At 44.2% G+C, this 25510-nt stretch carries 27 protein-coding genes; 23 read left to right on the plus strand and 4 right to left on the minus strand.

Features of this window, described 5'->3' with window-relative positions:
* Window positions 1–12 precede the first annotated feature (12 nt).
* Window positions 13–924, plus strand: coding sequence for a hydrogen peroxide-inducible genes transcriptional activator OxyR (gene oxyR, locus ACRN9H_RS12970; RefSeq protein WP_432314244.1), 912 nt, complete (start codon window positions 13–15; stop codon window positions 922–924).
* Window positions 925–967: 43 nt separating this feature from the next.
* Here the strand turns inward: oxyR and ACRN9H_RS12975 are convergent, their stop codons facing one another.
* Both ACRN9H_RS12975 and mutH read right to left on the minus strand, forming a co-directional pair.
* Complete coding sequence (locus ACRN9H_RS12975) at window positions 968–2035, minus strand: adenylate/guanylate cyclase domain-containing protein (protein ID WP_220774920.1); 1068 nt, start codon at window positions 2033–2035, stop codon at window positions 968–970.
* A 122-nt stretch (window positions 2036–2157) separates the two neighbouring features.
* Window positions 2158–2829 carry a DNA mismatch repair endonuclease MutH gene (gene mutH / locus ACRN9H_RS12980; protein ID WP_432314246.1) on the minus strand — a complete coding sequence of 224 codons (672 nt, stop codon included), beginning with the start codon at window positions 2827–2829 and terminating at the stop codon, window positions 2158–2160.
* Window positions 2830–3519: 690 nt separating this feature from the next.
* Here mutH and rppH point away from each other — a divergent pair.
* The 10 genes from rppH to ACRN9H_RS13030 all read left to right on the plus strand — a co-directional run bounded on the left by rppH (window position 3520) and on the right by ACRN9H_RS13030 (window position 12184).
* Complete coding sequence (gene rppH, locus ACRN9H_RS12985) at window positions 3520–4044, plus strand: RNA pyrophosphohydrolase (protein WP_432314248.1); 525 nt, start codon at window positions 3520–3522, stop codon at window positions 4042–4044.
* Window positions 4045–4067: 23 nt separating this feature from the next.
* Complete coding sequence (gene ptsP, locus ACRN9H_RS12990; RefSeq protein ID WP_432314250.1) at window positions 4068–6302, plus strand: phosphoenolpyruvate--protein phosphotransferase; 2235 nt, start codon at window positions 4068–4070, stop codon at window positions 6300–6302.
* 57 nt (window positions 6303–6359) lie between these two features.
* Window positions 6360–7160, plus strand: coding sequence for a sulfite exporter TauE/SafE family protein (locus tag ACRN9H_RS12995; RefSeq protein ID WP_432314252.1), 801 nt, complete (start codon window positions 6360–6362; stop codon window positions 7158–7160).
* A 36-nt stretch (window positions 7161–7196) separates the two neighbouring features.
* On the plus strand, window positions 7197–8003 hold the full coding sequence (lgt, locus tag ACRN9H_RS13000; RefSeq protein ID WP_432314254.1) for a prolipoprotein diacylglyceryl transferase: 807 nt from the start codon (window positions 7197–7199) through the stop codon (window positions 8001–8003).
* A complete protein-coding gene (gene thyA, locus ACRN9H_RS13005; RefSeq protein ID WP_432314256.1) occupies window positions 8003–8797 on the plus strand; it encodes a thymidylate synthase in 795 nt (264 codons plus the stop codon). The genes lgt and thyA overlap by 1 nt, the downstream gene beginning before the upstream one ends.
* 116 nt (window positions 8798–8913) lie before the next feature.
* Complete coding sequence (nhaA, locus tag ACRN9H_RS13010) at window positions 8914–10083, plus strand: Na+/H+ antiporter NhaA (protein ID WP_432314258.1); 1170 nt, start codon at window positions 8914–8916, stop codon at window positions 10081–10083.
* A gap of 2 nt (window positions 10084–10085) precedes the next feature.
* Window positions 10086–10472, plus strand: a complete 387-nt coding sequence (locus ACRN9H_RS13015) for a hypothetical protein (RefSeq protein ID WP_432314260.1) — start codon at window positions 10086–10088, stop codon at window positions 10470–10472.
* Between the two features lie 51 nt (window positions 10473–10523).
* A complete protein-coding gene (nhaR, locus tag ACRN9H_RS13020) occupies window positions 10524–11429 on the plus strand; it encodes a transcriptional activator NhaR (protein WP_220774537.1) in 906 nt (301 codons plus the stop codon).
* Between the two features lie 85 nt (window positions 11430–11514).
* Window positions 11515–11763 (plus strand): succinate dehydrogenase assembly factor 2, encoded by a 249-nt coding sequence (locus ACRN9H_RS13025; protein ID WP_220774538.1) that lies wholly within the window; start codon window positions 11515–11517, stop codon window positions 11761–11763.
* The gene (locus tag ACRN9H_RS13030) at window positions 11744–12184 is read left to right on the plus strand and encodes a protein YgfX (protein WP_432314262.1); all 441 of its coding nucleotides are present in this window, start codon (window positions 11744–11746) and stop codon (window positions 12182–12184) included. The genes ACRN9H_RS13025 and ACRN9H_RS13030 overlap by 20 nt, the downstream gene beginning before the upstream one ends.
* Window positions 12185–12230: 46 nt before the next feature.
* Here ACRN9H_RS13030 and nadB read toward each other — a convergent pair whose 3' ends face one another.
* Window positions 12231–13844 carry an L-aspartate oxidase gene (gene nadB / locus ACRN9H_RS13035; RefSeq protein WP_432305397.1) on the minus strand — a complete coding sequence of 538 codons (1614 nt, stop codon included), beginning with the start codon at window positions 13842–13844 and terminating at the stop codon, window positions 12231–12233.
* A 190-nt stretch (window positions 13845–14034) separates the two neighbouring features.
* Between nadB and rpoE the strand changes: the two genes are divergently transcribed.
* From rpoE to ACRN9H_RS13095, 12 genes are all read left to right on the plus strand, one after another.
* A complete protein-coding gene (rpoE, locus tag ACRN9H_RS13040; protein ID WP_432314264.1) occupies window positions 14035–14613 on the plus strand; it encodes an RNA polymerase sigma factor RpoE in 579 nt (192 codons plus the stop codon).
* Window positions 14614–14639: 26 nt separating this feature from the next.
* A complete protein-coding gene (locus ACRN9H_RS13045; protein ID WP_432314265.1) occupies window positions 14640–15251 on the plus strand; it encodes a sigma-E factor negative regulatory protein in 612 nt (203 codons plus the stop codon).
* A 15-nt stretch (window positions 15252–15266) separates the two neighbouring features.
* The gene (locus tag ACRN9H_RS13050; RefSeq protein ID WP_263188811.1) at window positions 15267–16199 is read left to right on the plus strand and encodes a MucB/RseB C-terminal domain-containing protein; all 933 of its coding nucleotides are present in this window, start codon (window positions 15267–15269) and stop codon (window positions 16197–16199) included.
* Between the two features lie 10 nt (window positions 16200–16209).
* On the plus strand, window positions 16210–16683 hold the full coding sequence (locus ACRN9H_RS13055; RefSeq protein WP_263188812.1) for a SoxR reducing system RseC family protein: 474 nt from the start codon (window positions 16210–16212) through the stop codon (window positions 16681–16683).
* 166 nt (window positions 16684–16849) lie between these two features.
* Window positions 16850–18640 carry a translation elongation factor 4 gene (lepA, locus tag ACRN9H_RS13060; RefSeq protein ID WP_220773372.1) on the plus strand — a complete coding sequence of 597 codons (1791 nt, stop codon included), beginning with the start codon at window positions 16850–16852 and terminating at the stop codon, window positions 18638–18640.
* 185 nt (window positions 18641–18825) lie between these two features.
* On the plus strand, window positions 18826–19743 hold the full coding sequence (gene lepB / locus ACRN9H_RS13065) for a signal peptidase I (protein ID WP_432314267.1): 918 nt from the start codon (window positions 18826–18828) through the stop codon (window positions 19741–19743).
* A 1-nt stretch (window position 19744) separates the two neighbouring features.
* Window positions 19745–20425 (plus strand): ribonuclease III, encoded by a 681-nt coding sequence (gene rnc / locus ACRN9H_RS13070; protein ID WP_220773370.1) that lies wholly within the window; start codon window positions 19745–19747, stop codon window positions 20423–20425.
* A complete protein-coding gene (gene era, locus ACRN9H_RS13075; RefSeq protein WP_432314269.1) occupies window positions 20422–21438 on the plus strand; it encodes a GTPase Era in 1017 nt (338 codons plus the stop codon). Before rnc ends, era begins: the two co-directional genes overlap by 4 nt.
* 26 nt (window positions 21439–21464) lie before the next feature.
* Window positions 21465–22175, plus strand: a complete 711-nt coding sequence (recO, locus tag ACRN9H_RS13080; protein ID WP_432314271.1) for a DNA repair protein RecO — start codon at window positions 21465–21467, stop codon at window positions 22173–22175.
* 70 nt (window positions 22176–22245) lie between these two features.
* Complete coding sequence (pdxJ, locus tag ACRN9H_RS13085) at window positions 22246–22983, plus strand: pyridoxine 5'-phosphate synthase (RefSeq protein WP_432314273.1); 738 nt, start codon at window positions 22246–22248, stop codon at window positions 22981–22983.
* Window positions 22983–23366 carry a holo-ACP synthase gene (gene acpS, locus ACRN9H_RS13090; protein ID WP_432314274.1) on the plus strand — a complete coding sequence of 128 codons (384 nt, stop codon included), beginning with the start codon at window positions 22983–22985 and terminating at the stop codon, window positions 23364–23366. The genes pdxJ and acpS overlap by 1 nt, the downstream gene beginning before the upstream one ends.
* Window positions 23367–23561: 195 nt before the next feature.
* Window positions 23562–24083, plus strand: coding sequence for a DUF962 domain-containing protein (locus tag ACRN9H_RS13095; RefSeq protein WP_432314276.1), 522 nt, complete (start codon window positions 23562–23564; stop codon window positions 24081–24083).
* 99 nt (window positions 24084–24182) lie between these two features.
* Here ACRN9H_RS13095 and ACRN9H_RS13100 read toward each other — a convergent pair whose 3' ends face one another.
* A complete protein-coding gene (locus ACRN9H_RS13100) occupies window positions 24183–25457 on the minus strand; it encodes an HlyC/CorC family transporter (RefSeq protein ID WP_432314278.1) in 1275 nt (424 codons plus the stop codon).
* Window positions 25458–25510 lie beyond the last annotated feature (53 nt).

Here is a 25510-nt window from a genome sequence, read left to right on the forward strand (position 1 = left end):
GCAATCGAGAAAATGAAAAGTTTACCTAGCTTAAAAAACTTATTCTATTTGGTGAATCTCCATCAAGAGCAGAATTTTAACCGCGCCGCTAAGGTGTGTTTTGTCAGTCAATCAACACTTTCAAGTGGGATCCAAAACCTAGAAGAGCAGTTAGGGCATCAGTTGATTGAGCGAGACCATAAGTCATTTATGTTTACCGCCATTGGTGAAGAAGTGGTGCAGCGCGCCCGTAAAATTCTCACTGATGTGGATGATTTGGTGGAATTAGTGAAAAATCAAGGTGAGCCGATGACGGGGGATATTCGCTTAGGCTGTATTCCAACCATAGCGCCTTTCCTATTGAGTCGTGTGATCCGCCAGTGTCAGCAATCTTATCCGGCGATGAGTTTATTATTGAAGGAAGATACCACTGAGCGTTTGCTAGATGCTTTGGGTAAAGGAGAGCTGGACTTATTGATCCTAGCGCTACCCGTTGATACTAGCGGTTACCACAGCATGAAAGTGGGCATAGATCCTTTCAAAATGGTGGCCCATAAAGATTTAGCGGGTGGCATACATCAACCTATTGATTATCAAACTCTGCCGGATGAGAGTATTTTTCTTCTGCAAAGTGAGCATTGCATCACAGGTCATGCTATTACAGCATGTCAGCTCGGTGATAGTGCGAAAGTCAATCCGTTTGCCGCCACCAGTTTGCATACTTTAGTGCAGATGGTGAACAGTAAGCTGGGCACCACATTCCTGCCGCAAATGGCCATTGACGCGGGTATTTTGAATGATACAGATTTAGTGGTGATGACGCCACCGGGTGAGGCACCTTACCGTGATATCGGCCTTGTCTGGCGTCAAACCACCAGTCGGATTTTAACCTTCCGTACTTTAGGTTTGATGATCCAAAAGCTGCTGGTTAAAGAGCCTGAGTAAAGCTGACGGCCAAATAATGTTATAGCGATTATTTGACGTTACATTATAGCGGGGAAACACCAAACACTTCGATTGAGTGTTGTTTCCCTTTCAGTTTGATTGGACCTAAGTTCGATAGATGATACAAGGTATTAGGGTTATCTAAACGTCCCGCCAATGCACCCGAAATCAACATACGCTGTCCTAGTGGATTACACTGATCTTGCAACCTCGCGAGGGTGTTGATCACATCACTAAAGAAACTAATTTCTTGTTTCTGCACCCCAACTACTGCTGCGACAACTTGTCCACAATGTGCCGCGGCTTTGAATTTGGGTACAAAACCGTAGTGTTTTTCAAAATAATGTCTTTGCCAATTGAGCTGCTGGCTGAATTCAAAATAAATATTCAGACAGCGGTCATGCACAATCCCTTCTTCTAATGGCCAATGGATCAACACAGCATCGCCCATATAACGATAAATCTCAGCTTCGTTATTGGTGACGGTATCTGAAAGTAAGCTAAAGCTATCTTGGATCAAGCGACTAAAACGATAATCACCCAGTGATTCAGCATGTGTGGTTGAGGCGACCATGTCTAAATACAGAAATAACTGCTGTTCATATCTGGGCTTATGATATTTACCTAGGCCAATGTTGAGTAAGATGCGTGGCCCAACTAACAGCGCCATTTGTTCTACGAAGGCTAAGCTAACGCGTACGACCACCAGATAAACGATTAATGCTTGAAATGAAGGGCTATAGAGTATGTGAGCCGTTAACATTTGCCTGAGCGTTGACATGTGGTTTTCGATAGCCCACATATTTAAAAACTGAGTCATGTAAGCTAATGTTGTTGCGCCAAGGAATAAAAATAGCCCCTTAAAAATGACAGAAAACATATAGGGGAGTCGATTTATGGCACTGAAATCTGCGATGACGTTTGACATCCAATGTAGACTGCCAAAAATAATGCCCATATAAATTGCGAGTGTCGCAAGATCGGCCGAGCCTACCGCCCATTGAGGTAAGTCTGGTGATTGGGCATATCGAAAAAACACGAATGCAGCCATGGCTATCGCCCAAGCTAAAATCGCAAAAAGGAGTTTTTTCGCTTGTCTACGTGCTCTCACTGCTTGATGGATGTCCGAATACGGCTGTGCTTTCAGGATGCCGTAGTTTATAGAAAAGTGTCACCTAAGTGCCAGTGATATTTGTGATCTGGATCAATCCAAGTCTATATCGTTACGTAAAATTAACCAAAAATCCGCTTGAGTATGTTGGCTGTGAAGGTTTTTTTTAAATAAAAGCCTCTAGGGTTAGTCATTTTTAGACTGCCATCTTCAGCGATACTTTGCGTCAGTGCCTTACTGTTTGCTGCTTTGGGGCGTAATTGCAGCACTTCACCGTGGCGTGCCGTCACTTTATCAACTTTGCCCAAGGCGATGAACTCCATAATTTCTTCCCAATCTTGTTGCAATAACTGTAACTCATGGGATGTGGGTTCCCACAATATGGGAGTACCAATTCGGCGCTCTCCTACAGGAATCTGCCGCTCACCTTCTATTGGCACCCACAGTACGCGTTGTAGCTTGTGGCAGACTAAGCTGTTTTGCCAAGTTAAGCCTTGGATATTATGCAGCGGTGCTACGCACACATAAGTGGTTTCTAGTGGATGTCCCCGTGAATCAATCGGGATAGTTTTAAGCTCGACCCCTAAATGTAGAAAATCTTGCTCAGGTTTAGAGCCTGCAGTTGCACCCAGCTCCATTTCGATTAATTGACCGACCCAGCCTTTATCGCGCTTAAGATCCTTAGGAATTGGCATGCCTCTTTGAATGGCAATGTGCGCCAAATTTACGCCAGCCATTAAATAAGCGCGTTCAAGTAATTCAGAGAGGTTTTCGGGGGGGATGATTTTATTCATGGTTGGATTTTACTTAAAAATAACGGCTTAGCAATAGTGGTCAAAATATGAGCTATGATATTTGGATAAACTTGTCTCCCTTTTTTTTATTCTAAGTAACTGATTTTAAATTCCATATGTGAGTTAACCACCGTTTTGTAAAAAAGTGTTCAAAGTTACTCTCTGCTTTCCCCTGTGTTCCCCACATACTTATCCACAGATATTAGGGATAAGTCAGTGAATTAGTTTCCATAACCTAATGAAATCTCCAAGTCAATGCGTAAAAAGCGTCTTTATTCGTGCTTTTATGGGCAAGGTTGAACCCATTTTGTGTATAAATTTAACTTATAGCGTAACAGTAATAGAAATCCCTTTGGATGGGTAAAAAGTGAGCTTTGATGGTTTTAGTAACGTTAATAAAATTTAATTACTAATTAAATTGTTGAATTTTAATGGGTTAATTATTGGTTTGCCTGTTTTTTAAATAGCGCGAAACTGATGTTTTTTGAGCGTTATAACAAGTTCACTGGAGTTTCAAACAGAGATATCCACAGAAAATGTGGATATCCCACGGTTTTATGGTGATGCCTTGTTGATAAATGTCTTGCGAGACCGATTTTATCCAAGGCGTAGGGTGAAATAGAGGTTTGCTGAGAGACTAGCTTTATGAAACAATCAGTTTATTAAAATTTAATGTAATTTGGAGTCCATGTGATTGATAGCGACGGCTTTCGCGCAAATGTGGGCATTATAATTTGTAACAGATATGGCCAAGTCATGTGGGCTAGACGCTTCGGTCAACATTCATGGCAGTTTCCTCAGGGCGGTGTTGACGATGGCGAGACGGCCGAAGAGGCGATGTACCGTGAATTATATGAAGAAGTTGGCCTTAGACCCGATCATGTGGATATATTAACTTCGACGCGTTCTTGGTTACGTTATCGTTTGCCAAAACGTTTAGTGAGGCAAGACAGTAAACCTGTGTGTATTGGCCAAAAACAAAAGTGGTTTCTGTTACAACTGAAAAGCCAAGACAGTGCGATTAATTTAAGCTTATCAGGGCATCCTGAATTTGACGATTGGCGTTGGGTAAGTTATTGGTATCCTGTGCGGCAAGTTGTCTCATTTAAACGGGATGTTTATCGTAAAGTGATGAAAGAGTTCGCAGCAACGGCGTTGTCATTCCAGATTCAGGAAATACCGAGAAAACGGGGAAGACAAAAAACAACGGACTGATTTTCAAAATAGGATTGAAAACAGTGTTAAATACACTCAGGGATATTACGCAGGCCGTGGCATCAGCCAACAGCCTAGAGACCGCACTAGAAACTTTAGTGACCTCAACGAAAGCGGCAATGGCTACTCAATGTTGTTCCATCTATATCTTAGAGGAGCAAGAATTGGTGTTATCTGCAACGGATGGCCTTAAAAAAAGCGCTGTCGGACGTGTGCGCATGCCGTTGAGTGAAGGATTAGTTGGACTCGCTGCCCAGCGAGAAGAAGCGGTTAACTTAGCAGACGCAAGGCTTCATCCACGATTCAAACTCTTTCCTGAAGTTGCTGAAGAAGAATACCGTGCTTTTTTAGCCGTGCCTATTATCTACCAGAAAGCGGTCGTTGGCGTTATCGTGGTGCAGCAAGCGAGTGCGCGTCAATTCAGCGAAGGTGAAGAAGCCTTCTTGATGACCTTAGCCGCTCAGTTAGCAATGGCAGTGCGCGGTTTAAAACAGAAAGCACAAGTCAGTTCCCATCAACATCAAATAGTGTTTCAAGGTACCTCTGCATCGAACGGTATCGCTATTGCTTACGCATTTGTGCTGGGTGGCGAAATCGCCCTCGAACAGCCCGATGTACGTAGTGACAATATTATCCATGAGTCCAGTCGCTTAACGGCTGCAATGGCGCGCTGTAAAGAAGCCATTGGCGCCTTGTCGCAGCGGTTTGATCGTGAGCAGGATGAAGAAGTTGTCTCTATTTTCAATGCATTGCAGTTACTGCTTGATGATGCCAGTTTAGGTGGCGAATACGCCCGTGAAGTGCAATTAGGTTGGGCGGCTGAGTCGGCGGTGAGCCGAGTGTCTTTACGTTATATCCAACAGTTTTTAGCGATGGAAGACCCTTATCTTAAAGAGCGCGCGAGTGATATCCGCGACTTAGGTCAAAAGGTATTGCGCCAGTTAATTGAGCCGGAGCGGCTTGAGCTTGAGCCTGACAAACCGGTGATACTTATTACCCGTGAAGCCGATGCGACTATGTTGGCAGAGTTTCCAAGGCAAAAGCTTGCTGGGATTGTTACCGAACTTGGCGGCGTGAACTCCCACGCCGCTATTTTAGCCCGCGCCTTAGGTGTGCCGGCGATTACTGGCGTTGAGCAATTATTATCGGCCAATATTGACCAGAAACTCTTAGTGGTGAATGCGAGCCGTGGTCAGTTATTAGTGTCGCCATCCCCAGCTGTTGTTGGTGAGTATCGCAGCTTAATTTCGGCGCAAAAAGCGTTGCAACGTCAATACGCTCAGGAGCTAGCCTTACCTTCAGTCACGCTCGATGGCTCGCGTATTCGTTTGTATTTAAACGCCGGATTACTCAGCGGTGTAGCTTCTGAAATTGCCACCGGAGCCGATGGAATAGGGCTTTACCGTACTGAAATCCCTTTTATGCTGCAGCAACGTTTTCCGAGTGAATCTGAGCAAGTTAAAGTGTATCAACAGGTGTTATTGGCTGCATCGGGCCGACCTGTGGTGATGCGTACTTTAGATGTGGGTGGCGATAAACCTCTGCCTTATTTTCCGATTAAAGAAGACAATCCTTTTCTGGGATGGCGCGGGATCCGTTTGTCACTGGATCATCCTGAATTATTTTTAGTGCAGTTACGGGCCATGTTACAAGCTGGAGGCGACGGTAAGCAGCTAAGTATTTTATTGCCTATGGTGAGTAACTTAGATGAAATCGATCAATCTTTGGCGTATTTGCAGCAAGCTTATATTGAATTAAAAAATGATGTAAATATCGATATTGTTATGCCAAGAATTGGCATTATGCTCGAAGTGCCTGCCATGTTATATCAGCTCAATGATGTGGCTAAAAGAGTCGATTTTGTCTCTGTTGGCAGTAATGATTTAACGCAGTATTTACTTGCGGTCGACAGAAATAACCCACGGGTAAGTTCGTTATTTGATAGTTTTCATCCGGGCATTTTACGGGCGTTGCATCAAGCACTCCTCGATTGCCGACATCATAAGCTCGACATTAGCATTTGTGGCGAGTTAGCGGGTGAGCCCATGGGAGCCATTTTGTTGGTTGCGATGGGATATGATCAATTGAGCATGAATCAGGGCAGTTTAGCGCGCATTAATTATTTACTACGTCGCGTTGCGCGCACCGATTTAGATCAATTGCTTGCCAAAGCGCTGCGTCTATCCAACGGTTTCCAAGTGCGTGAATTAGTTAAAGAGTATTTAAGTCAGCAAGACCTTGAGAGCATTCTTAACTAATGCTGCCTTTTGCTTTAAGCTGATGTCCTCGGTTTAGCATTCGCTCGGTGTGTTTCTGTGGATAGTTTGTTGTCGGTATTCTTAATCTGCTTAGCCCTAGGCGCTTTTGTCGGTTTTATGGCCGGACTACTCGGTATTGGTGGTGGCTTGATTGTGGTGCCGGCGCTACTTTATATTCTGCCATCGGTTGGTATTCATTCCGCTCAATTACCCCATATTGCAATAGCCACGTCACTGGCGGCGATTATTCTGACGTCGATTTCGTCAGCACGAGCACACCATCAACGCGGTAATGTTCCTTGGCCGTTATTTAGAACTATGTTGCCGGGGCTCATGCTGGGGGCGTTAACTTCGGCATTTATTGCGGAACAAATTTCTGCAGTAACATTACAACAGGGTTTTGCGATATTTGTGGTGCTTATGTCGATTCAAATGGCTTATCCCTTTAAAGCGGAGTCGAGCCGTCAGTTACCCAGTGCGCCAGTGTTATTCATTGTCGGAACCTTTATCGCCATGATTGCAGGACTAATGGGTATTGGTGGTGGCGTTTTATTAGTGCCGTTTTTAACCTTCTTTGGCCTGCAGATGCGTTACGCTATTGGTTTTTCGGCTGCGACAGGTTTATTAATTTCATTGTCAGGCAGTTTAGGGTATGTCATTGCAGGCTTTAATGCGTCTGAACTGCCCTATGGCACCTTAGGTTTTATCTATCTACCTGCATTGTTTGGTTTAGTAGTAACGTCAGTGTTGATGGCACCAGTGGGGGTAAACGCGGCCAGCTCTTGGCCTACCCCAGTGCTTAAGAAAATATTTGCACTGTTACTTTTGTGTGTCGGTTTGAAGTTAATGCTGACCTGATTTTTACCTCTATTTGAGGTGGTTAATGGATATGTTATGGCACTGAGTTTTCCCAATATCGATCCTGTGATCGTATCATTTGGACCGTTTAATCTTTTTGGCGAAAGCTTTGAGCCTGCACTGCGCTGGTATGGTTTTACCTATTTAGTTGGCTTTGTGGCGGCGATGTGGTTGCTTAACCGTCAAGCGGATCGCTCCAAGGGATTATGGACACGTGATCAAGTTTCCGATCTGCTATTTTATAGTTTTCTAGGGGTGATATTAGGCGGACGTATTGGTTACGTGCTTTTTTATCATTTTGATTATTTTCTGGCTAGCCCGATGTATTTGTTTAAAATATCTGAAGGAGGTATGTCGTTTCATGGTGGGTTGATAGGCGTAATCACCGCCATGATTTATATCGCGTGGCAACAAAAACGACCATTTTTTGCTGTTGCAGACATGGTGGCGCCTGTGGTGCCTATCGGTTTAGGGGCAGGGCGTATTGGTAACTTTATCAATGGCGAACTCTGGGGGCGCACTACAGATATGCCTTGGGGTATGGTATTTCCAGCGGGTGGATTAGATGCTCGTCATCCTTCGCAGTTGTACCAATTTGTACTTGAAGGTATGGCGCTATTTCTACTGCTTTATTGGTTTAGTAAACGCACAAATAAAGTGGGTGCGGTGTCGGGAATGTTTTTAGTCGGTTACGGTGTTTTCCGTATAGTGGTTGAAACGGTAAGACAACCTGATGCGCAGCTTGGACTCTATTGGGGATTTATAACCATGGGGCAGATACTCTCAGTACCTATGGTGTTAATCGGTATGTATTTGATTTTTCGTAAGCAGGATAAGCAGTAATGAAACAATATATAGACTTAATGAAGCACATTTTGGCCGAAGGCGTCGATAAATCGGATCGCACGGGCACGGGAACTCGCTCAGTATTTGGCTATCAAATGCGCTTTGATTTGAGCAAAGGGTTCCCTTTGGTGAGTACCAAAAAATGTCATATGCGATCTATTATTCATGAGCTGCTGTGGTTCCTAAAGGGCGAAACTAATGTTGCCTATCTACGTGAGAATAAAGTCAGTATTTGGGATGAATGGGCCGATGAAAATGGCGATTTAGGCCCTGTTTATGGTGCCCAGTGGCGCAGCTGGCCAACGCAAAGTGGTGATGCTATCGATCAGATCTCACAAGTAATTGCGCAGATAAAAGCTCAACCTGATTCTCGTCGTCTTATCGTTTCGGCATGGAATGTGGGCGAGTTAGATAAAATGGCGTTGGCACCATGCCATGCATTTTTCCAGTTTTATGTGGCCGATGGTAAGTTATCTTGCCAACTTTACCAACGTAGCTGCGATGTATTCTTAGGTCTACCCTTTAATATTGCCAGTTACGCTCTGCTCACTATGATGGTTGCCCAGCAATGTAATTTGGCTTTAGGTGATTTTGTGTGGACAGGTGGCGACACTCATCTTTATTCCAACCATATGGAACAAACGGCATTGCAACTTGGCCGTGAACCCAAACCGCTACCCACGATGACGATTCGGCGTTTACCTGAATCAATTTTTGATTATCAATTCGATGATTTTGAACTGACAAACTACGATCCTCATCCCCATATCAAAGCGCCTGTCGCCGTATAAATTCTCATTTTTAATAAAAACCTCGGGATAACCGAGGTTTCTAGTCGAAAATCACGATTTTATTTGTTGTTATTATTCGTCTACACTCAATTCATTATGTTTTTTAGGAGTGTACGATGGAAAAAGCAATCAGAAATTTTTTGAGTCAAGAGTCCGCTGGCGGTATCCTGCTACTTGTTGCTGTTGCCTTAGCCATGTTGATGGCAAATTCCCCCTTAGCTTCACTTTATCAAGGTTTTCTTAGCACTGACGTGCAAATCAAAATTGGCGTACTTAATATTCATAAGCCCCTTCTTTTATGGATCAATGACGGTCTGATGGCCATATTCTTTTTATTGATTGGTCTTGAAGTTAAACGTGAGTTACTCGAAGGCGCTTTATCCAGTGTCGCTCAAGCGTCTTTACCTACTTTCGCGGCAATTGGCGGCATGATAGTCCCTGCCGGAGTCTATTTGTTGTTTAACTATGGTGATCCTGTCACGCAAGCGGGTTGGGCAATTCCTGCTGCCACCGATATCGCGTTTGCTTTGGGGATCATGGCATTACTGGGTAGCCGCGTTCCTGTGTCTCTAAAAGTCTTCTTGTTAGCGCTGGCAATTATTGATGATTTGGGTGTCATCGTGATTATCGCTTTGTTCTACAGTAGCGACCTTTCGACCATCAGTTTAGTGGTTGCCAGTTTAGCGATAGTAGGGTTAGTTGGATTAAACCGAAAAGGTGTCACCTCACTTTTACCCTATGGCATTTTAGGATTAATCCTTTGGGTCGCCGTGCTTAAGTCAGGTGTTCACGCTACTCTTGCCGGCGTTATTATTGCGTTTTGTATCCCAATGCGAGCCAAAGATGGTAGCTCACCCGCCGAAGGTTTAGAGCATAGCCTGCATCCATGGAGCACCTTTTTAATCTTACCTGTATTCGCCTTTGCTAATGCTGGTGTGTATTTAGGTAACATTAACTTAGAGACGTTAATCTCTCCTGTGCCGGTTGGCATTGCATTGGGCCTCATGCTGGGTAAGCCTATTGGTGTCATGTTGTTTAGTTTCATTGCGGTGAAGCTTAAGCTAGCTCGATTACCCGATGGTGTGGGTTGGATGCAAATTGCCCCAGTCGCAGCCATGTGTGGTATTGGTTTTACGATGTCGATGTTTATCGCATCACTCGCCTTTGAGCACGCAGACCCTATGTACGGCGATTTAGCACGTCTTGGTACTTTAATGGGTTCTATGATGGCGGCGTTAATTGGTTATTTCTGGTTATCAAAAGTATTACCTAAAAAAGGAGTATGACTATGATCAATATGAAATTTATGACAGTGGCAACACTCTTATGCCTCTCTTCAACAGTAAGTGCCTCACAAATATTAGATTGTAATAAAGATGCCAGTTCAGCAACGTGTCAAAGTTACCTTGAAGGAATCGTCGATGGGGCTCTAATGTTTAAGTCTGATGCATTAGGGGTAAGATTAGAGACTAATGGCTATGAATCAAGGGCACTTAAATACCGAGGTGGTAAACGTTTCCAAGAGGCCAATCGGGTTTACTGTGCTGGCCGTATTCCCGAACGTGATGTTTTGGTGTCTGGCGTGACCGAAGCGGTAAGTTTGGGGAATGCTACAGATATAGAGCAGTTGCAAGGCGTAGTGACGAACTTACTCGACTGTCAACGGTTACAATAACGCGGCAAATCCTTTAATGTCTTAGATATTAGGGGTGAACAATGGATCAGCATGCATTTAAATTACAACCATCTGTATTATTTTTGGATGATTAAGAAAAAGGGCTCGGTCGCTAAGGCGGCTGAAGCACTATGTTTAACGCCACAAACAGTCACAGGTCAAATTCGTGCTTTAGAGGATAGGCTTAGCGGCAGTTTATTTAAGCGCGTAGGTCGTTCATTAGAGGCCACTGAGATGGGGGAGCTGGTGTTTCGCTATGCTGATAAAATGTTTAGCCTCAGCTACGAAATGCTCGACTTGCTTAATTATCAAAAAGCGGATGCGATGCTTTTTGAAGTGGGTATTGCTGACGCTTTGTCTAAGGCATTGGTTAGTCGTGTTTTGCTATCAGTGGTCCCCACTGATAGCTCTATACATTTGGCTTGCTATGAAGCGACCCATGAGAGCCTAATGGCGCGGTTACGTGAGCATAAATTGGATATGATCCTCTCTGATTGTGCGGGTGAATCATTGAAATATCCTGAAATATTGTCTAAAAAATTAGGGGAGTGCGGTGTGAGTTTTTTTTCTGCTGACACTTACAGTGCTGATTTTCCTGCTTGTTTAGAACAAGGTCAATTACTAATCCCCAGTCGTAGAACTTCACTCGGGCAGCAGTTATATCGCTGGTTTGATGAACAAAATCTTAAGGTGAGCATTTTAGGGGAATTTGATGATGCGGCGATGATGAAAGCTTTTGGTTATCTTAAGCGCGGCATTTTTGTCACTCCATCGATTTACCGCCAAGAGGTCACTTCCCACGGCATGCATTTACTTGGTGAAACTATTGATGTAAAAGAGGAATATCATGTGATGTTTGCCGAGCGAATGATCCAACACCCCGCAGTAAAACGCTTGTTAGATACCGATTTTAGTGATCTTTTTGCTGGGCTCGATACACAACTGCAGCAATGTTGATTTTATCATTCAGTCACAAGGGATGATCGACACTTTAGCCAGTGAGCTGATAGACTAACGCCAAATTTGTGTTGGGAGAAATACCTTGGAATTAATGAACATAGCAAGGGTTCGCTGGGCATGTCGACGTGGAATGTTGGAATTAGACGTTTTGTTTCAACCATTTGTTGAAAATTTTTATCAAGAAATGTGCGATGAAGATAAAACCACATTTATTCGTCTATTGGAATGTGAAGATCCTGAGTTATTTGCTTGGTTTATGGGCCATGAAGTTTGCCCTGATGCTGAACTGGCGCGCATAGTCGTTAAAGTCCGTGGCAGACCAGCACCCTAGTTTTAGTGTAAAAGCCTCCCTCGACCAACGACTCTCGTTGGTCGTTTTTGTTTGTGTCTGTTCTAGTGCTTTCCTACTTTGGCCCCAAAGCGACATTATCGCCTTATCCTTGCTTAAATATTTTTTTATCGCACTGGTCTGTATTTTCTTGCTGTCGCAGTTGTGGCGACTACAGCATTGGCGTTTAGGTTTTATGCTTAATGATAAAGGTGAGGGACGTTTGTCTACGGGGGAACATTTTAAAGTGCTGAAACGAACGTGGGTCACGCCCTTTGTTTGCTTGATTTATATTGAAGTGGATGCCGAGCAGCGGCTGTTGATGGTTTGGGCGGATATGTTAGTGGATACTGATTATCGACTTTTATGTCGACTGTTGCTGCGGGCTAAAATACAACAGACTAAATCTTCTTCCAAGATTTAGTCTGTCTATAATCAAACGATAGTAAAAACAAACTACAGTAAAAACCTTATTTTTCAGGCAGTAAAATGGTTGGCTGAGGAGAGTCTACTTTTTCGGGATGGTCGATATTAAAATGTAGTCCACGACTTTCTTTCCTATCCATAGCACAGCGAATAATCAACTCCGCTACTTGTACTAAATTACGTAACTCAAGCAAGTTATTACTGACTCTGAAATTACTATAATACTCTTGGATTTCTTGCTGCAACATCATACAACGGCGCAGTGCGCGCTCAAGACGTTTATCTGAACGCACAATACCGACATAATCCCACATAAATAACCGTAATTCATGCCAGTTATGGGCAATAACGACCTCTTCATCTGAGTTCGATACTTGGCTTTCATCCCATGCGGGGATCTGTCCTGGCATTTTAATTTTATTCAGTTGGCTCTCAATATCTTGCGACGCTGCGCGAGCAAAAACCAAACATTCGAGTAATGAGTTACTTGCAAGACGATTCGCACCATGGAGTCCTGTATAAGCGACTTCACCAATAGCATAGAGACCATTCAGATCTGTTTGGCCGTGCATATCCGTCATTACGCCACCGCAGGTATAGTGCGCAGCGGGAACCACTGGGATTGGATCCTTAGTGATATCAATGCCCAGTTCTAAGCAGCGGCTATAGATGGTCGGGAAGTGTTTCATCACAAAGTCAGCCTCTTTATGGCTGATATCAAGATACACGCAATCGGCGCCAAGACGCTTCATCTCATAATCAATGGCGCGGGCAACAATATCTCTTGGAGCTAATTCGGCGCGTTCATCAAAGTCTGGCATAAAACGACTGCCGTCTGGACGACGTAAATAAGCACCTTCACCGCGTAGCGCTTCGGTGAGTAAAAAATTGCGGGCATCGGCATGGTACAAACATGTCGGATGGAATTGATTGAACTCCATATTTGCTACACGGCAACCAGCACGCCATGCCATAGCAATACCATCGCCGCTAGCCACATCAGGGTTTGAGGTATATTGATAGACCTTAGAGCTGCCGCCCGTTGCTAACGCAACAAACTTGGCTTTAACGGTTTCAACGTGCTCTTCGTTGCGATTCCACACGTAAGCACCTAATACACGATTACCTGGGCGATTTAATTTACGGGTGGTGATGAGGTCGATGGCGTTATAGCGTTCTAATACTTGAATATTGGGGTGGGCGAGTGCACGTTCTTGTAATGTGGTTTGGACTTCTTTACCTGTAGCATCGGCGGCGTGCAAAATACGCCTGTGGCTATGGCCGCCTTCACGGGTTAAATGGTAAGGTGCGTCTTTTGCATTGCCGTCTGTGGTTTCTTCTTTATCGAAGGCGACGCCACATTCGATAAGCCATTGCATCGCACTCTTAGCATTTTCAGCGGTAAAAGTGACGACGTCTTTGTCGCATAAACCCGCACCTGCGATTAATGTGTCTGCAACATGGGATTCGATAGTGTCACTTTCGTCGAAGACGGAGGCGATACCGCCTTGGGCGTAGTAAGTCGACCCTTCCGAGAGTGGGCCTTTTGAAAGCAGAATTACTTTTGCTTTTTCAGCAAGATGCAAAGCTAGTGTCAGACCTGCGGCACCGCTACCTATGACTAATATGTCAGATTGGTGTTCAACGACTTGTTTCATCGGGTATCATGATGTGACTGAAGAGTGCCAACTATGGTAAACCAACTCACGGATTATGGGTACTTTCCTTTTAACCTTACTTTTTTTGTATATTTTTTAGAACTTTTTCAAAGTACGCGAGTCTACATAAGTGAATATGATTCGAGCGACTGAGAAATCAGCATTTTAGATTTAGGAGAAGTCGGCTCGGATGAGTGGACAATTAAGTGATCAACAATTAGTTGAGCGCGTACAACAAGGTGATAAAAACGCTTTTAACCTGTTAGTGCTTAAATATCAAAGTAAAGTCATTAGCTTGATATCCCGTTATGTACGGAACCAAGCGGACGTTGCCGATGTCGCACAGGAAGCGTTTATCAAAGCTTATCGAGCTTTGCCAAACTTTCGCGGTGAAAGTGCATTTTATACTTGGTTGTACCGCATCGCAGTAAACACTGCGAAGAATTATCTCGTATCACAGGGGCGTAGAACGCCCGCTAATGATGTTGATGCAGAAGATGCCGAATATTATGAAGGCAGTGACGCGCTGAAGGAGTTCGCCTCCCCGGAACGGCTATTGTTATCGGAAGAAATCAAAAAAGTGATTTTCGATACCTTAGAAACGCTGCCAGAAGAATTACGAATGGCTATTTCGTTGCGGGAACTCGACGGTATGAGCTACGAAGATATCGCCATCGTCATGGAATGTCCCGTAGGCACAGTAAGATCGCGTATCTTTCGTGCTCGTGAAGCGATAGATAAAAAACTCCAGCCCTTGCTGGAAGAATGACATCCTTATATTTAGACAGGTGAAAAATGGATAAATTAGGTCAAGAATGGGTATCTGCTACAGTCGATGGAGAGACTGATGCGCAGACCATGGCAGATTTAGCTGCTGATACACATTCACATGATAAATGGCATAACTATCATATGATAGGCGATGCAATGCGGGGTGAGTTACCTCAAAATATTATGTTAGATCTGTCTGCTAGTATTGCCGCTGCCATCGAACTTGAGCCAGCCATTATTGCGCCCAAGAGTCGTGCGTCAACAGCTCCACAAATTGCTGCTAATGCTAATAGTGAACAAAGTCGCGTAGTGCCTTTGTTTAAGCAATTTGGTCAATATGCTATTGCAGCAACCGTTGCCATGTTTGCGATTGTGGGTGTGCAAAATTATAATCAAACTGCCGATGACGCCGCATCGCCGTCACCAGTATTGATTACTCGACCTCTGATTGGCAGTGCATCGCCAGTGAGTTTGCAAACGGGGCCAGTACAACAAAACCAAGGTCATAGTAATGATCAGGTGAACGAACAGCGTCACAGAATTAATACTTATATTCAAGATCATATGTTGCAACAACGATTGAACACGGGTGCGGTTGTAGAGGACAATAACGACGTTGTACCTGTTCCTAATTAATAATGAGGAGTTAGCTTGCGTCTAATCCTATTGGCTTTATTCGCCTTGGTCTTTCCTGCGATGGCGCAAGAAGACATGGCAGCCAAAGTCTGGCTCGATAAAATGAGTCAGGCTTTAAAAGAAAAAGAGTTTAAAGCATCCATCATTCAACTTCAGGCCGATCATATTCGGCCTTTGGTTTATCTGCACGGTAAGGTTAATAATCAAGAAGTTGCCTTTCTTGAATACCTTAATGGGCCGCCTAAAAATGCGGTTCGTGTTGGTAATCGTGTCACGTTTATAGAACATGATGAGCCTGCTTACAGCATTGTTTCCGATCATATTCAAGGTGTATGGCCCGCTGCGTTTTCCGCTAACATGGCTGATTTAGAAGTCGGTTATCAATTTGTGCTAGGTGGTCGAAGCCGTATTGCTGGTCGTCCAGGTCAAATGATCCGCCTGCTGCCTAATGATGAATTTCGCTATGGCTTTCAGGTTTGGATCGATATGGAAACCTATTTGCCGCTCAGATATGACATGCTGACCCAAGATAAGCAATTACTTGAGCAAATTATGGTGATTGAACTTATCGAACTCAGTGAACCGCCGGCTATTTTACTCGAAGCCTATAAGCAAGAGTGGCCAGCAGTGATAGATCAAGCCGAGCGCCAAGATGGCCAAAACTGGCAGTTTTCTTGGCTTCCTGCTGGCTTTATAGTGGTTGTTCGTGACCACCATAGATTGATTGGCAGCCATGAAACGGTGGAATATATTGCACTGACCGATGGATTGGCGAATATTTCAGTTTATGTGGCAAGGGCAGGGACAAGCAAATTACCCGAAGAATTGATTACTCGTAATGGTTTGTCGTTAGTTTCAGAAACCGTGGGTAATGCAGAAGTGGTTGCTGTGGGTAAAGTGCCTACAGAAACCTTGGCGCGTATTGCTAAAAGTCTGACGCTAAAATAGGACAAAGATTATGATGGAAGAAGTAGCTAGGGTCGTTGCCAGCGATAATCAAGGTTGGTTGACGGTTGAAGTTGAGCTTAAAAGCACTTGTAAGAGTTGTTCTAGCAGTGAGTCTTGCGGAACCTCAGCCATAGCACAGGCTTTTTCTTCGAAAACTCAGCAATTCTCTATCCAAAGCGAGCGTCGCTGCGATGCAGGTGAACTGCTTAAACTGGGACTTCCCGAGAGTGTTATTCTAAAAGCAGCGGCATTAATTTATTTAATGCCGCTGTTTGGTTTGTTTGTTGGCGCGGCGTTAGGGCAGTATTTAGGCCAGCTATTTGAGTTTAATCCTAACCTTAGTGCTATGGGCTTTGCTATGCTGGGTGCTTTACTGACGTGGACTTTGGGTAAACAACAGGCCAAACGTTTAGAAGCAGATGCTCAGCCTGTGATTTTGGCTTATTTAGGTATGAGTCTCAATTTACAAAAAATAGCTCAATAATTTCAATATTTTATCTCGTGTTAAATAACAGCTAACTGCGGTTTTAGGCGTGGTTTTATCTAACAGTCCTAAGTAAGAGTGAATGTGATTGGTATTGAAACCGCAATCAGGTACAATTTCGCTCCTTTAAACCGTATCCATTTTCAGTATTAGTCATTGCAGCATAATGAAACAAATTAGAAACTTCTCAATTATTGCCCATATCGACCACGGTAAATCGACGCTATCAGATCGTCTTATTCAGGTTTGTGGCGGGTTAACCGACCGTGAAATGGATACTCAAGTTTTAGATTCTATGGATCTAGAACGTGAGCGTGGTATTACGATTAAGGCACAAAGTGTCACTTTGGATTACAAAGCCAAAGATGGCCTCGTCTATCAACTTAACTTTATTGATACCCCTGGTCACGTTGACTTCTCCTATGAGGTTTCGCGTTCATTAGCGGCCTGTGAAGGCGCTTTACTGGTGGTTGATGCGGGTCAGGGCGTTGAAGCTCAGACACTCGCAAACTGTTATACCGCGCTGGATATGAATCTTGACGTGGTACCTATTTTAAACAAAATCGACTTACCTCAAGCCGATCCTGAGCGTGTTGCTGCCGAGATTGAAGATATCGTCGGTATTGATGCGATGGATGCTGTGCGTTGCTCGGCTAAAACGGGTGTCGGTATCGACGAAGTTTTAGAAGTCATTGTGGCTAAAATTCCTCCGCCAGAAGGCGATCCTGACGCACCATTGCAAGCCTTGATTATTGATTCTTGGTTTGATAACTACTTAGGCGTAGTGTCTTTAGTGCGGATTAAACACGGTAGCCTGAAAAAAGGCGACAAGTTTAAGGTGATGTCGACAGGACAAAACCACACGGCAGATCGCGTGGGTATTTTTACACCAAAACAAACCGATAAAACCGAACTTAAAACCGGTGAAGTAGGCTTTGTTATTGCGGGTCTTAAGGAAATTCACGGCGCGCCCGTGGGCGATACTTTGACGTTAGCTAAAAATGGTGCTGAAAAACCGTTACCTGGCTTTAAGAAAGTTAAACCACAGGTATACGCTGGCGTATTCCCTATTTCTACCGATGAATATGAAAACTTCCGTGATGCGCTGAATAAGCTCAGTTTAAACGATGCTTCATTATTCTTTGAACCCGAAAGTTCATCGGCACTGGGTTTTGGTTTCCGGATTGGCTATTTAGGCCTACTCCACATGGAAATCGTGCAAGAGCGTTTAGAGCGTGAATACAATCTAGAGTTGATCACCACAGCGCCAACCGTAGTGTACGAAGTGGTGATGACCAGCGGTGAGACAATTTATGTCGATAATCCGTCTGATTTACCAGCGCTTAATAATATTGAAGAAATGCGTGAGCCGATTGTTGAGGCCAACATTTTAGTGCCAAAAGAATACCTAGGTAACGTGATTACTCTCTGTATTGAAAAACGCGGCACACAAGTGAACATGGTTTATCACGGTAACCAAGTGGCTGTGACATATCATCTGCCGATGGCGGAAGTGGTCATGGACTTCTTTGACCGTTTAAAATCGACTAGCCGTGGTTACGCATCACTCGAATATAACTTTATTCGTTTTGAACCTGCTGACATGGTGCGTTTAGATATTCTGATTAACGGCGACAGAGTCGATGCTTTAGCTATGGTTATCCATAGATCAAACATTCGTCATCGCGGCTTAGCTTTAGTGGATAAGATGAAAGAACTGATCCCACGTCAGATGTTTGATATTGCGATTCAAGCGGCAGTGGGCAGTCAAGTTATTGCTCGTTCAACCGTTAAAGCGCTTCGTAAAGATGTCACGGCTAAATGTTATGGCGGCGACGTTTCTCGTAAGAAAAAACTCTTAAATAAACAAAAAGAGGGTAAGAAACGTATGAAGCAAGTCGGTAATGTTGAGGTGCCGCAAGAGGCATTCTTAGCGGTACTTAAGCTAAACGAGTAATCGTTAGCATAAGAATGTGACAATTTAGTTGACTATTGCGCCGCTGTTTGCGGCGCTTTAGTTAGGTTATCGTGTTGATTTATGGCCTTGGATTTATGAAGGAAAAATGCGGTAAGTTAACTAAAGTTTGATATTCGCTGAGTTAGGACAGATTAATTATTTTTAAAGCAGGAGTTCAATCATCAATGGCAGCGTATTTTTCAATTATTCTAGTAATAATCACCCTGTTTTCAGGGATTATTTGGTTAGTCGATGTACTTTTTTTTGCCCCTAAGCGTCGTGAAAACTTAGCGTTAGCAAAAGCTTCTCAAACCAATTTGACCGAAGAGGCTGAGTACCAAATTATTCGTGAGTCGACCATTGTCGAAACGGCGCATTCTATTTTCCCTGTGATTGCGTTTGTGCTGATCCTGCGTTCATTCATTTATGAACCATTTCAAATTCCATCGGGCTCTATGATGCCAACCCTGCTCGTGGGTGACTTTATTCTGGTAGAAAAATTTAGTTATGGTCTTAAAGATCCTGTGTGGCGTAATAAATTGATTGAAACGGGCGAGCCTAAACGAGGCGATGTGATCGTGTTTAAATACCCCGAAAACCCTGCCATAGATTACATTAAACGTGTCGTTGGTTTACCGGGCGATAAAATCATTTATCGTAATAAACAGTTGATGATTCAAAGTGCTTGCGGTGTTGAGCAAACCGATTGCCCCGAACCACAGGTTATCGCCCGCACTGAAGTTAGCCGTGGTGAGTACAACCAAGATGGTGTGCCATTGCTGCGTTATACCGAACAGTTAGACGAGGTGGCTCATGATATTTTGATCAACCCGAGTCGCCCCGACATGCTGGCTTATTTTAAGCGTGAAGGTAATTTACCCGCGGGTGAGTTTTTAGTGCCAGAAGGCCAGTATTTTGCCATGGGTGATAACCGCGATAACAGTACCGACAGTCGTTTCTGGGGCTTTGTGCCAGAAGCAAATCTTGTTGGTAAAGCGGTAGCGATTTGGATTAGTTTTGAATTTGATCGTTCAAAAGCCGACTTCATCCCAACTTGGGTACCAAGCGGTGTACGTTTTGAGCGTGTAGGTGGAATTAAATAGCATGGAACCGATTAAAAATTTGCCACGTTTGTGTCGTACTTTAGGTTATGAGTTCAAAAATATTGAGCTGTTGACGCAAGCGCTGACCCACAGAAGTGCGGCAAATAAACACAATGAACGCTTAGAGTTTTTAGGTGATTCAATTTTATCTATCGTGATTTCTGATGCCTTATATCATCAGTTTCCGAAGGCGACCGAAGGCGATTTAAGCCGGATGCGCGCCACCTTAGTGCGCGGTGATATGTTAACTGTCATCGCCCAAGAATTTAAGCTTGGTGACTATTTATATTTGGGGCCAGGTGAGCTAAAAAGTGGCGGATTTAGACGCGAGTCGATTCTTGCCGATGCGGTCGAAGCCATTATTGGCGCGGTTTACCTCGATTCAAATCTCGAAATTTGCCGAGCATTATTATTGAAATGGTATGCTGAGCGTTTGGCCGAAATCCAGCCGGGGATCAGCCAGAAAGATGCTAAAACGATACTGCAAGAGCATTTACAAGGGTTTAAAAAGCCGTTACCTGACTATCAAGTCATCAATATCGAAGGCGATGCCCACGATCAGACATTTACCGTTGAATGTCGTATTGAAGATTTGAGCCAAAGCGTGATTGGTGTTGCCAGCTCACGCCGTAAAGCCGAGCAAATCGCGGCGGCTCAAGTATTGGAGTTACTAAAGAAATGATCAAAAAAACAGACTTGTCAGGTAAGGATGCTGCCAATATGGCCACTGAGCCGAGTTTAGATGAATTACTGGCAAGGATGAATGCGGCTGCGCCAACGCCGTCAGCCCAATATGATGTGACTTATTGCGGTATGGTGGCAATCATTGGTCGCCCTAACGTTGGTAAATCGACGTTGATTAACCGTTTGCTTGGACAGAAGGTGAGTATTACTTCTAAAAAGCCGCAAACGACGCGTCACCGTATCATGGGTATTCATACCGATGGTCCTAAGCAAATCGTGTTTATCGATACTCCAGGTTTGCACATTGAAGAGCAACGGGCGATTAACCGCCTGATGAACCGCGCTGCAGCCAGTTCGCTTTCCGATGTGGCAATGGTGATTTTTGTGGTCGATGGGATGACGTGGACCGCCGATGACGAGATGGTGCTGAGTAAATTACGCCGTGGCGGTGAAGAGCGTCAGACGATTCTGGCAATCAATAAAGTCGACAATATTAAAGATAAAGAATCGCTATTCCCGTATTTGGAAGAAGTTGCTAAAAAATATCCGTTCGACGAGATTTTACCCATTTCTGCCAGTAAAGGCACTAACGTCCAGCGAATTTTAGAGCTGGCGGCGGCATCAATTCCTGAAGGACCATTCTTCTTCCCAGAGGATTATGTTACCGATCGCTCGCAACGTTTTATGGCATCGGAAATTGTGCGTGAAAAACTGATGCGTTTCCTCGGTGATGAATTGCCCTATGATGCCACGGTTGAAATCGAACAATTTAAGATGATGGAGAACGGTGTTTATCAAATTAATGCCTTGATCCTTGTCGAGCGCGAAGGCCAAAAGCGGATGGTGATTGGTAGCAAAGGCGAACGTATTCGTACTATCGCAACTCAAGCTCGCTTAGACATGGAAACCATGTTTGATAATAAAGTTTTCCTCGAAGTGTGGGTTAAAGTGAAATCGGGTTGGGCTGATGATGAACGTGCGCTGCGTAGCTTAGGGTACGGCGAAGATTAAGTTTTAATTCCTGCGAGCGCTTACCGATGAAACGTGGTTATGTTCTGCATCATCGTCCATATCGAGAGTCCAGTGTGTTAGTTAACCTTTTAGTTGACGGCATTGGACGGGTTGATGTGGTTGCTCGAACGGGCAGCGGTAAGCGCTCAATTAAGAGTATTCTCCAGCCCTTCCAACCACTGATTTTTGAATTTAGCGGCAGATCTGAATTAAAAACCTTAACCCAAGTTGAAGCCGCAGCACCCGCTGTGCCGCTTACTGGTCACAGTTTATTTGCTGGCATGTATATCAATGAGTTACTGGTCCGTACTTTGTCTGTGCAGCACAATGCCGAAGCATTATTCCTCATTTATCATCAAGCCTTAGTCGGTCTTGCCGCAAAATTTTGTCAATCCCAATTGCGTTATATTGAACTCGCCTTACTGCAAGAGTTGGGTGCAATGCCCTCGCTTGGCCGCGATACGCAAGCTGAGCCGCTGAACGCTGAAGATTACTATCAATTAGTGCCCGAGTTAGGCTTTCAATTTGTGCTTAACTCCCGTGCCCGCAATGCCTATCAGGGCGCCATGCTCTTGGCTTTAAATGATAATCAGCTCAATGATGAGCAGTTTTTGAGTGCCAAGCTATTGATGCGGTCGCTGTTAAAGCCCTTACTGGGAACAAAACCCTTACTCAGTCGACAATTGTTTATCAGCTCTGTCACGTCGACTAAAATTGATGCGAATAATTCGCCTTAACGCCTGTTTTTTAGCGCAAGCCTAAGTACAATAGGCCGCAATATCATCGTTAATAATTAAGGAGTTCCCGATGAGCCGTATCCTATTGGGCGTGAATATCGACCATATTGCGACCCTGCGCCAAGCCCGTGGTACTAGCTATCCTGATCCAGTGCATGCCGCAGCGGTGGCTGAACACGCTGGCGCCGATGGTATTACTATCCATTTACGTGAAGACAGGCGCCACATCATCGATCGTGATGTGTATGTACTCGCAAAAACATTAAAAACCCGCATGAATTTTGAATGTGCGGTAACCGAAGAAATGCTCAATATCGCCTGTGAAATTAAGCCGACTTATGTTTGTTTAGTGCCCGAAAAACGCCAAGAAGTGACCACTGAAGGCGGTTTAGATGTGGCAGGACAACTGGATAAAATCACTGCCGCTGTGACGCGTTTAGCCGCTGAGGGCATTCAGGTCTCCTTATTTATCGATGCCGATAAAAGCCAAATTGATGCCGCCGTTGTCTCTGGCGCACCGCTTATTGAAATTCATACGGGCTGTTATGCTGATGCTAAAACAGAAGCGGAAGAAGCCATTGAGTTAGCGCGTATTAGCGAGATGGCAAAATACGCCCATGGCAAAGGCTTGGTGGTGAACGCCGGCCATGGTTTGCATTATCACAACGTCAAGCCTATTGCGGCAATTCCTGAATTATATGAACTTAATATCGGTCATGCGATTATTGCACGTGCCGCTATTGATGGTTTAGCAACAGCAGTAAAAGATATGAAAGTGCTGTTGCTTGAAGGGCGCCGAGGCGAGTAATGGCGATTGTTGGCCTAGGAACCGATATCGTTGAAATTGCGCGGATAGAAGCGCATGTGGCGCGTGCAGGCGATAAGCTGGCTAAACGTGTGCTGACTGAGGCCGAATTGGCGATTTATACTGTTCACAAGCAGCCGAGTCGTTATCTTGCCAAGCGTTTTGCCGCAAAAGAAGCTGCAGCTAAGGCGCTCGGCACCGGTATTGGCCGCGGCGTGTCGTTTCAGCATATCCACATTGGTAATAATGACGATGGCGCGCCGACAGTGCATTTTACTGATGGGGCTTTAGCACGCTTGCAACAGCTTAACGCTGTGGTAGGGCATATCTCCATTGCCGATGAACAGTCTTACGCGATAGCGACAATCATCATCGAATCTCGATAAGTGCCAGTGTGTATTTATTGATATGCAGGGGAACCTTAGGGTTCCTTTTTTATTGGTCAGAGAATTTACCCACCATTGTGCATAACAATTTATTTACTTTTACTATTCAGCCTAGTTGTTTTACGTTAGCTTGATGCTTCAGCATATCCTTATTGGATGCTGGTAATAGCAGCTGTAAATTTAAAGGAGCCCGAAATGAAATCCGCCGCAGAGCAGTTATCAACCTATAAAAGTGTGCATTTAAACCAACGTAATATTCAAACCCATTTTATTGGAATTCCATTGATTATCTGGTCAGCTTTTTTGTTACTGGCCACAGTGCGTATTCCGCTGGGGAGTATTGGTGAAACCAGCTTAGCGGTGATCGTGGGTGTGGGCGTGTTGGCTTATTATGTCCGTTTGCACATAAGGCTTTCACTAGGACTCATACTATTTATGATACCAGTACTCGTGACGGCACAATGGGTTGCACATATTAACGGTGCTACTTGGCTTGCTTTAGGCGTCTTTGTGGTCGGCTGGGTGTTGCAGTTAATTGGTCATCAATATGAAAAAGCCAAGCCTGCCTTTGTAGATGATTTGAATCAGTTGTTAATTGGGCCATTTTTTTTGATGGCGGAAGTGTACTTTATGCTGGGATTAGAAAAAACACTTCACGCGCAGATAACGCCGATGGCCATTGAAAAGCGTCGGTCGCTTGAGGCGAAAAAGCACTAAACGTTTAAATAGCGCTTAAAACAGTATTGCTCGGGTAACCGTCGGATGAACCACCTATTAGCATGCGGTTCAGCCATTTTTTATTTATTAAATCATAAGCTAAGTTCTGGGTGGATGATAATACAGTGGGATAACACGCACAGTTTTAATCATGTTTTCTGCCACATCGACTATCTCTAAAGGATAGCCCGCCAAACGCAAACTAGTATTGGCTGAAGGGATTTCTTCTAGATATTCCAGAATAAGACCATTGAGTGTTTTAGGGCCATCGGTTGGGAAATTCCACTTCATTTCTTTATTCAAGTCGCGGATGGTAATACTCGCATCGACAAGATAGCTACCATCTTGCTGCACTTTAATGTCTTCACTCGGGGCAGTTACCATCGAAGTGGTAAAGTCACCGACAATTTCTTCAAGAATATCTTCAAGTGTCACTAAACCTTGAATATCACCATATTCATCGACCACTAAACCGATACGTTCTTTATTTTGTTGGAAGTTAGCCAGTTGTACATTAAGTGGCGTACCTTCGGGGATAAAATACAGTTCTTTCACCGCCCGTAGTAAAGATGATTTGCTAAATTGCTTTTTAGATTGCAGGCGCAGGGCATCGCGTAAATGAATAAAACCCACTGCATCGTCTATGGTGTCGCGGTAAATGAGCACGCGGGTGTGCGGACTTTGAATGACCTGGCGGTTGATATATTTAAATTCATCATTCATGTTAATGGCGTAAATATCAGAGCGCGGCACCATAATATCTTCAACGGTGACTTTTTCTAAATCTAGGATAGATAACAGCATTTCTTGATGGCGTTGGGGAATGAGCGCGCCAGCTTCATGTACGACAGTGCGTAATTCTTCTTGGCTTAATGCATCGCTACTATTGACCGTTTTTATCCCTAACAACCGTAAAATAGCCGTAGTTATCAAGTTAACGCTTGAGACAACATAGGCGAAAACCGTTGAAAGTATGAGTAACAGTATGCTGGAAGGGAAAGCAATACGCTCAGGATTGAGGGCTGCAATAGTCTTTGGCGTGACCTCTGCAAACACGAGCACAACCAATGTCAGCACACCAGTGGCAATAGCCACACCTAAGTCACCCCAAAGACGCATACCAATGATGGTAGCAATCGCAGAGGCTGAAATATTGACTAAATTATTGCCGATTAAAATCAAGCCAATCAAGCGGTCAGGACGCTCAAGTAATTTTAAGGCTCTAATCGCCCCCTTATGGCCATTACTGGCTAAGTGGCGTAAACGGTAACGATTGAGTGTCATCATGGCGGTTTCTGAGCCTGAAAAATAGGCTGAGAATAGAATAAGCACTAGTAAAATGATCAGGAGTGCGCTTGTCGATATAGCGTCCAAAAAAGGCTCCAATATAGCCAGTAAACTTAATTAAATACCGACATTAAAAAAAA

It is taken from the genome of Shewanella sp. MF08487 (assembly GCF_050848685.1).
GTDB lineage: Bacteria > Pseudomonadota > Gammaproteobacteria > Enterobacterales > Shewanellaceae > Shewanella > Shewanella glacialipiscicola.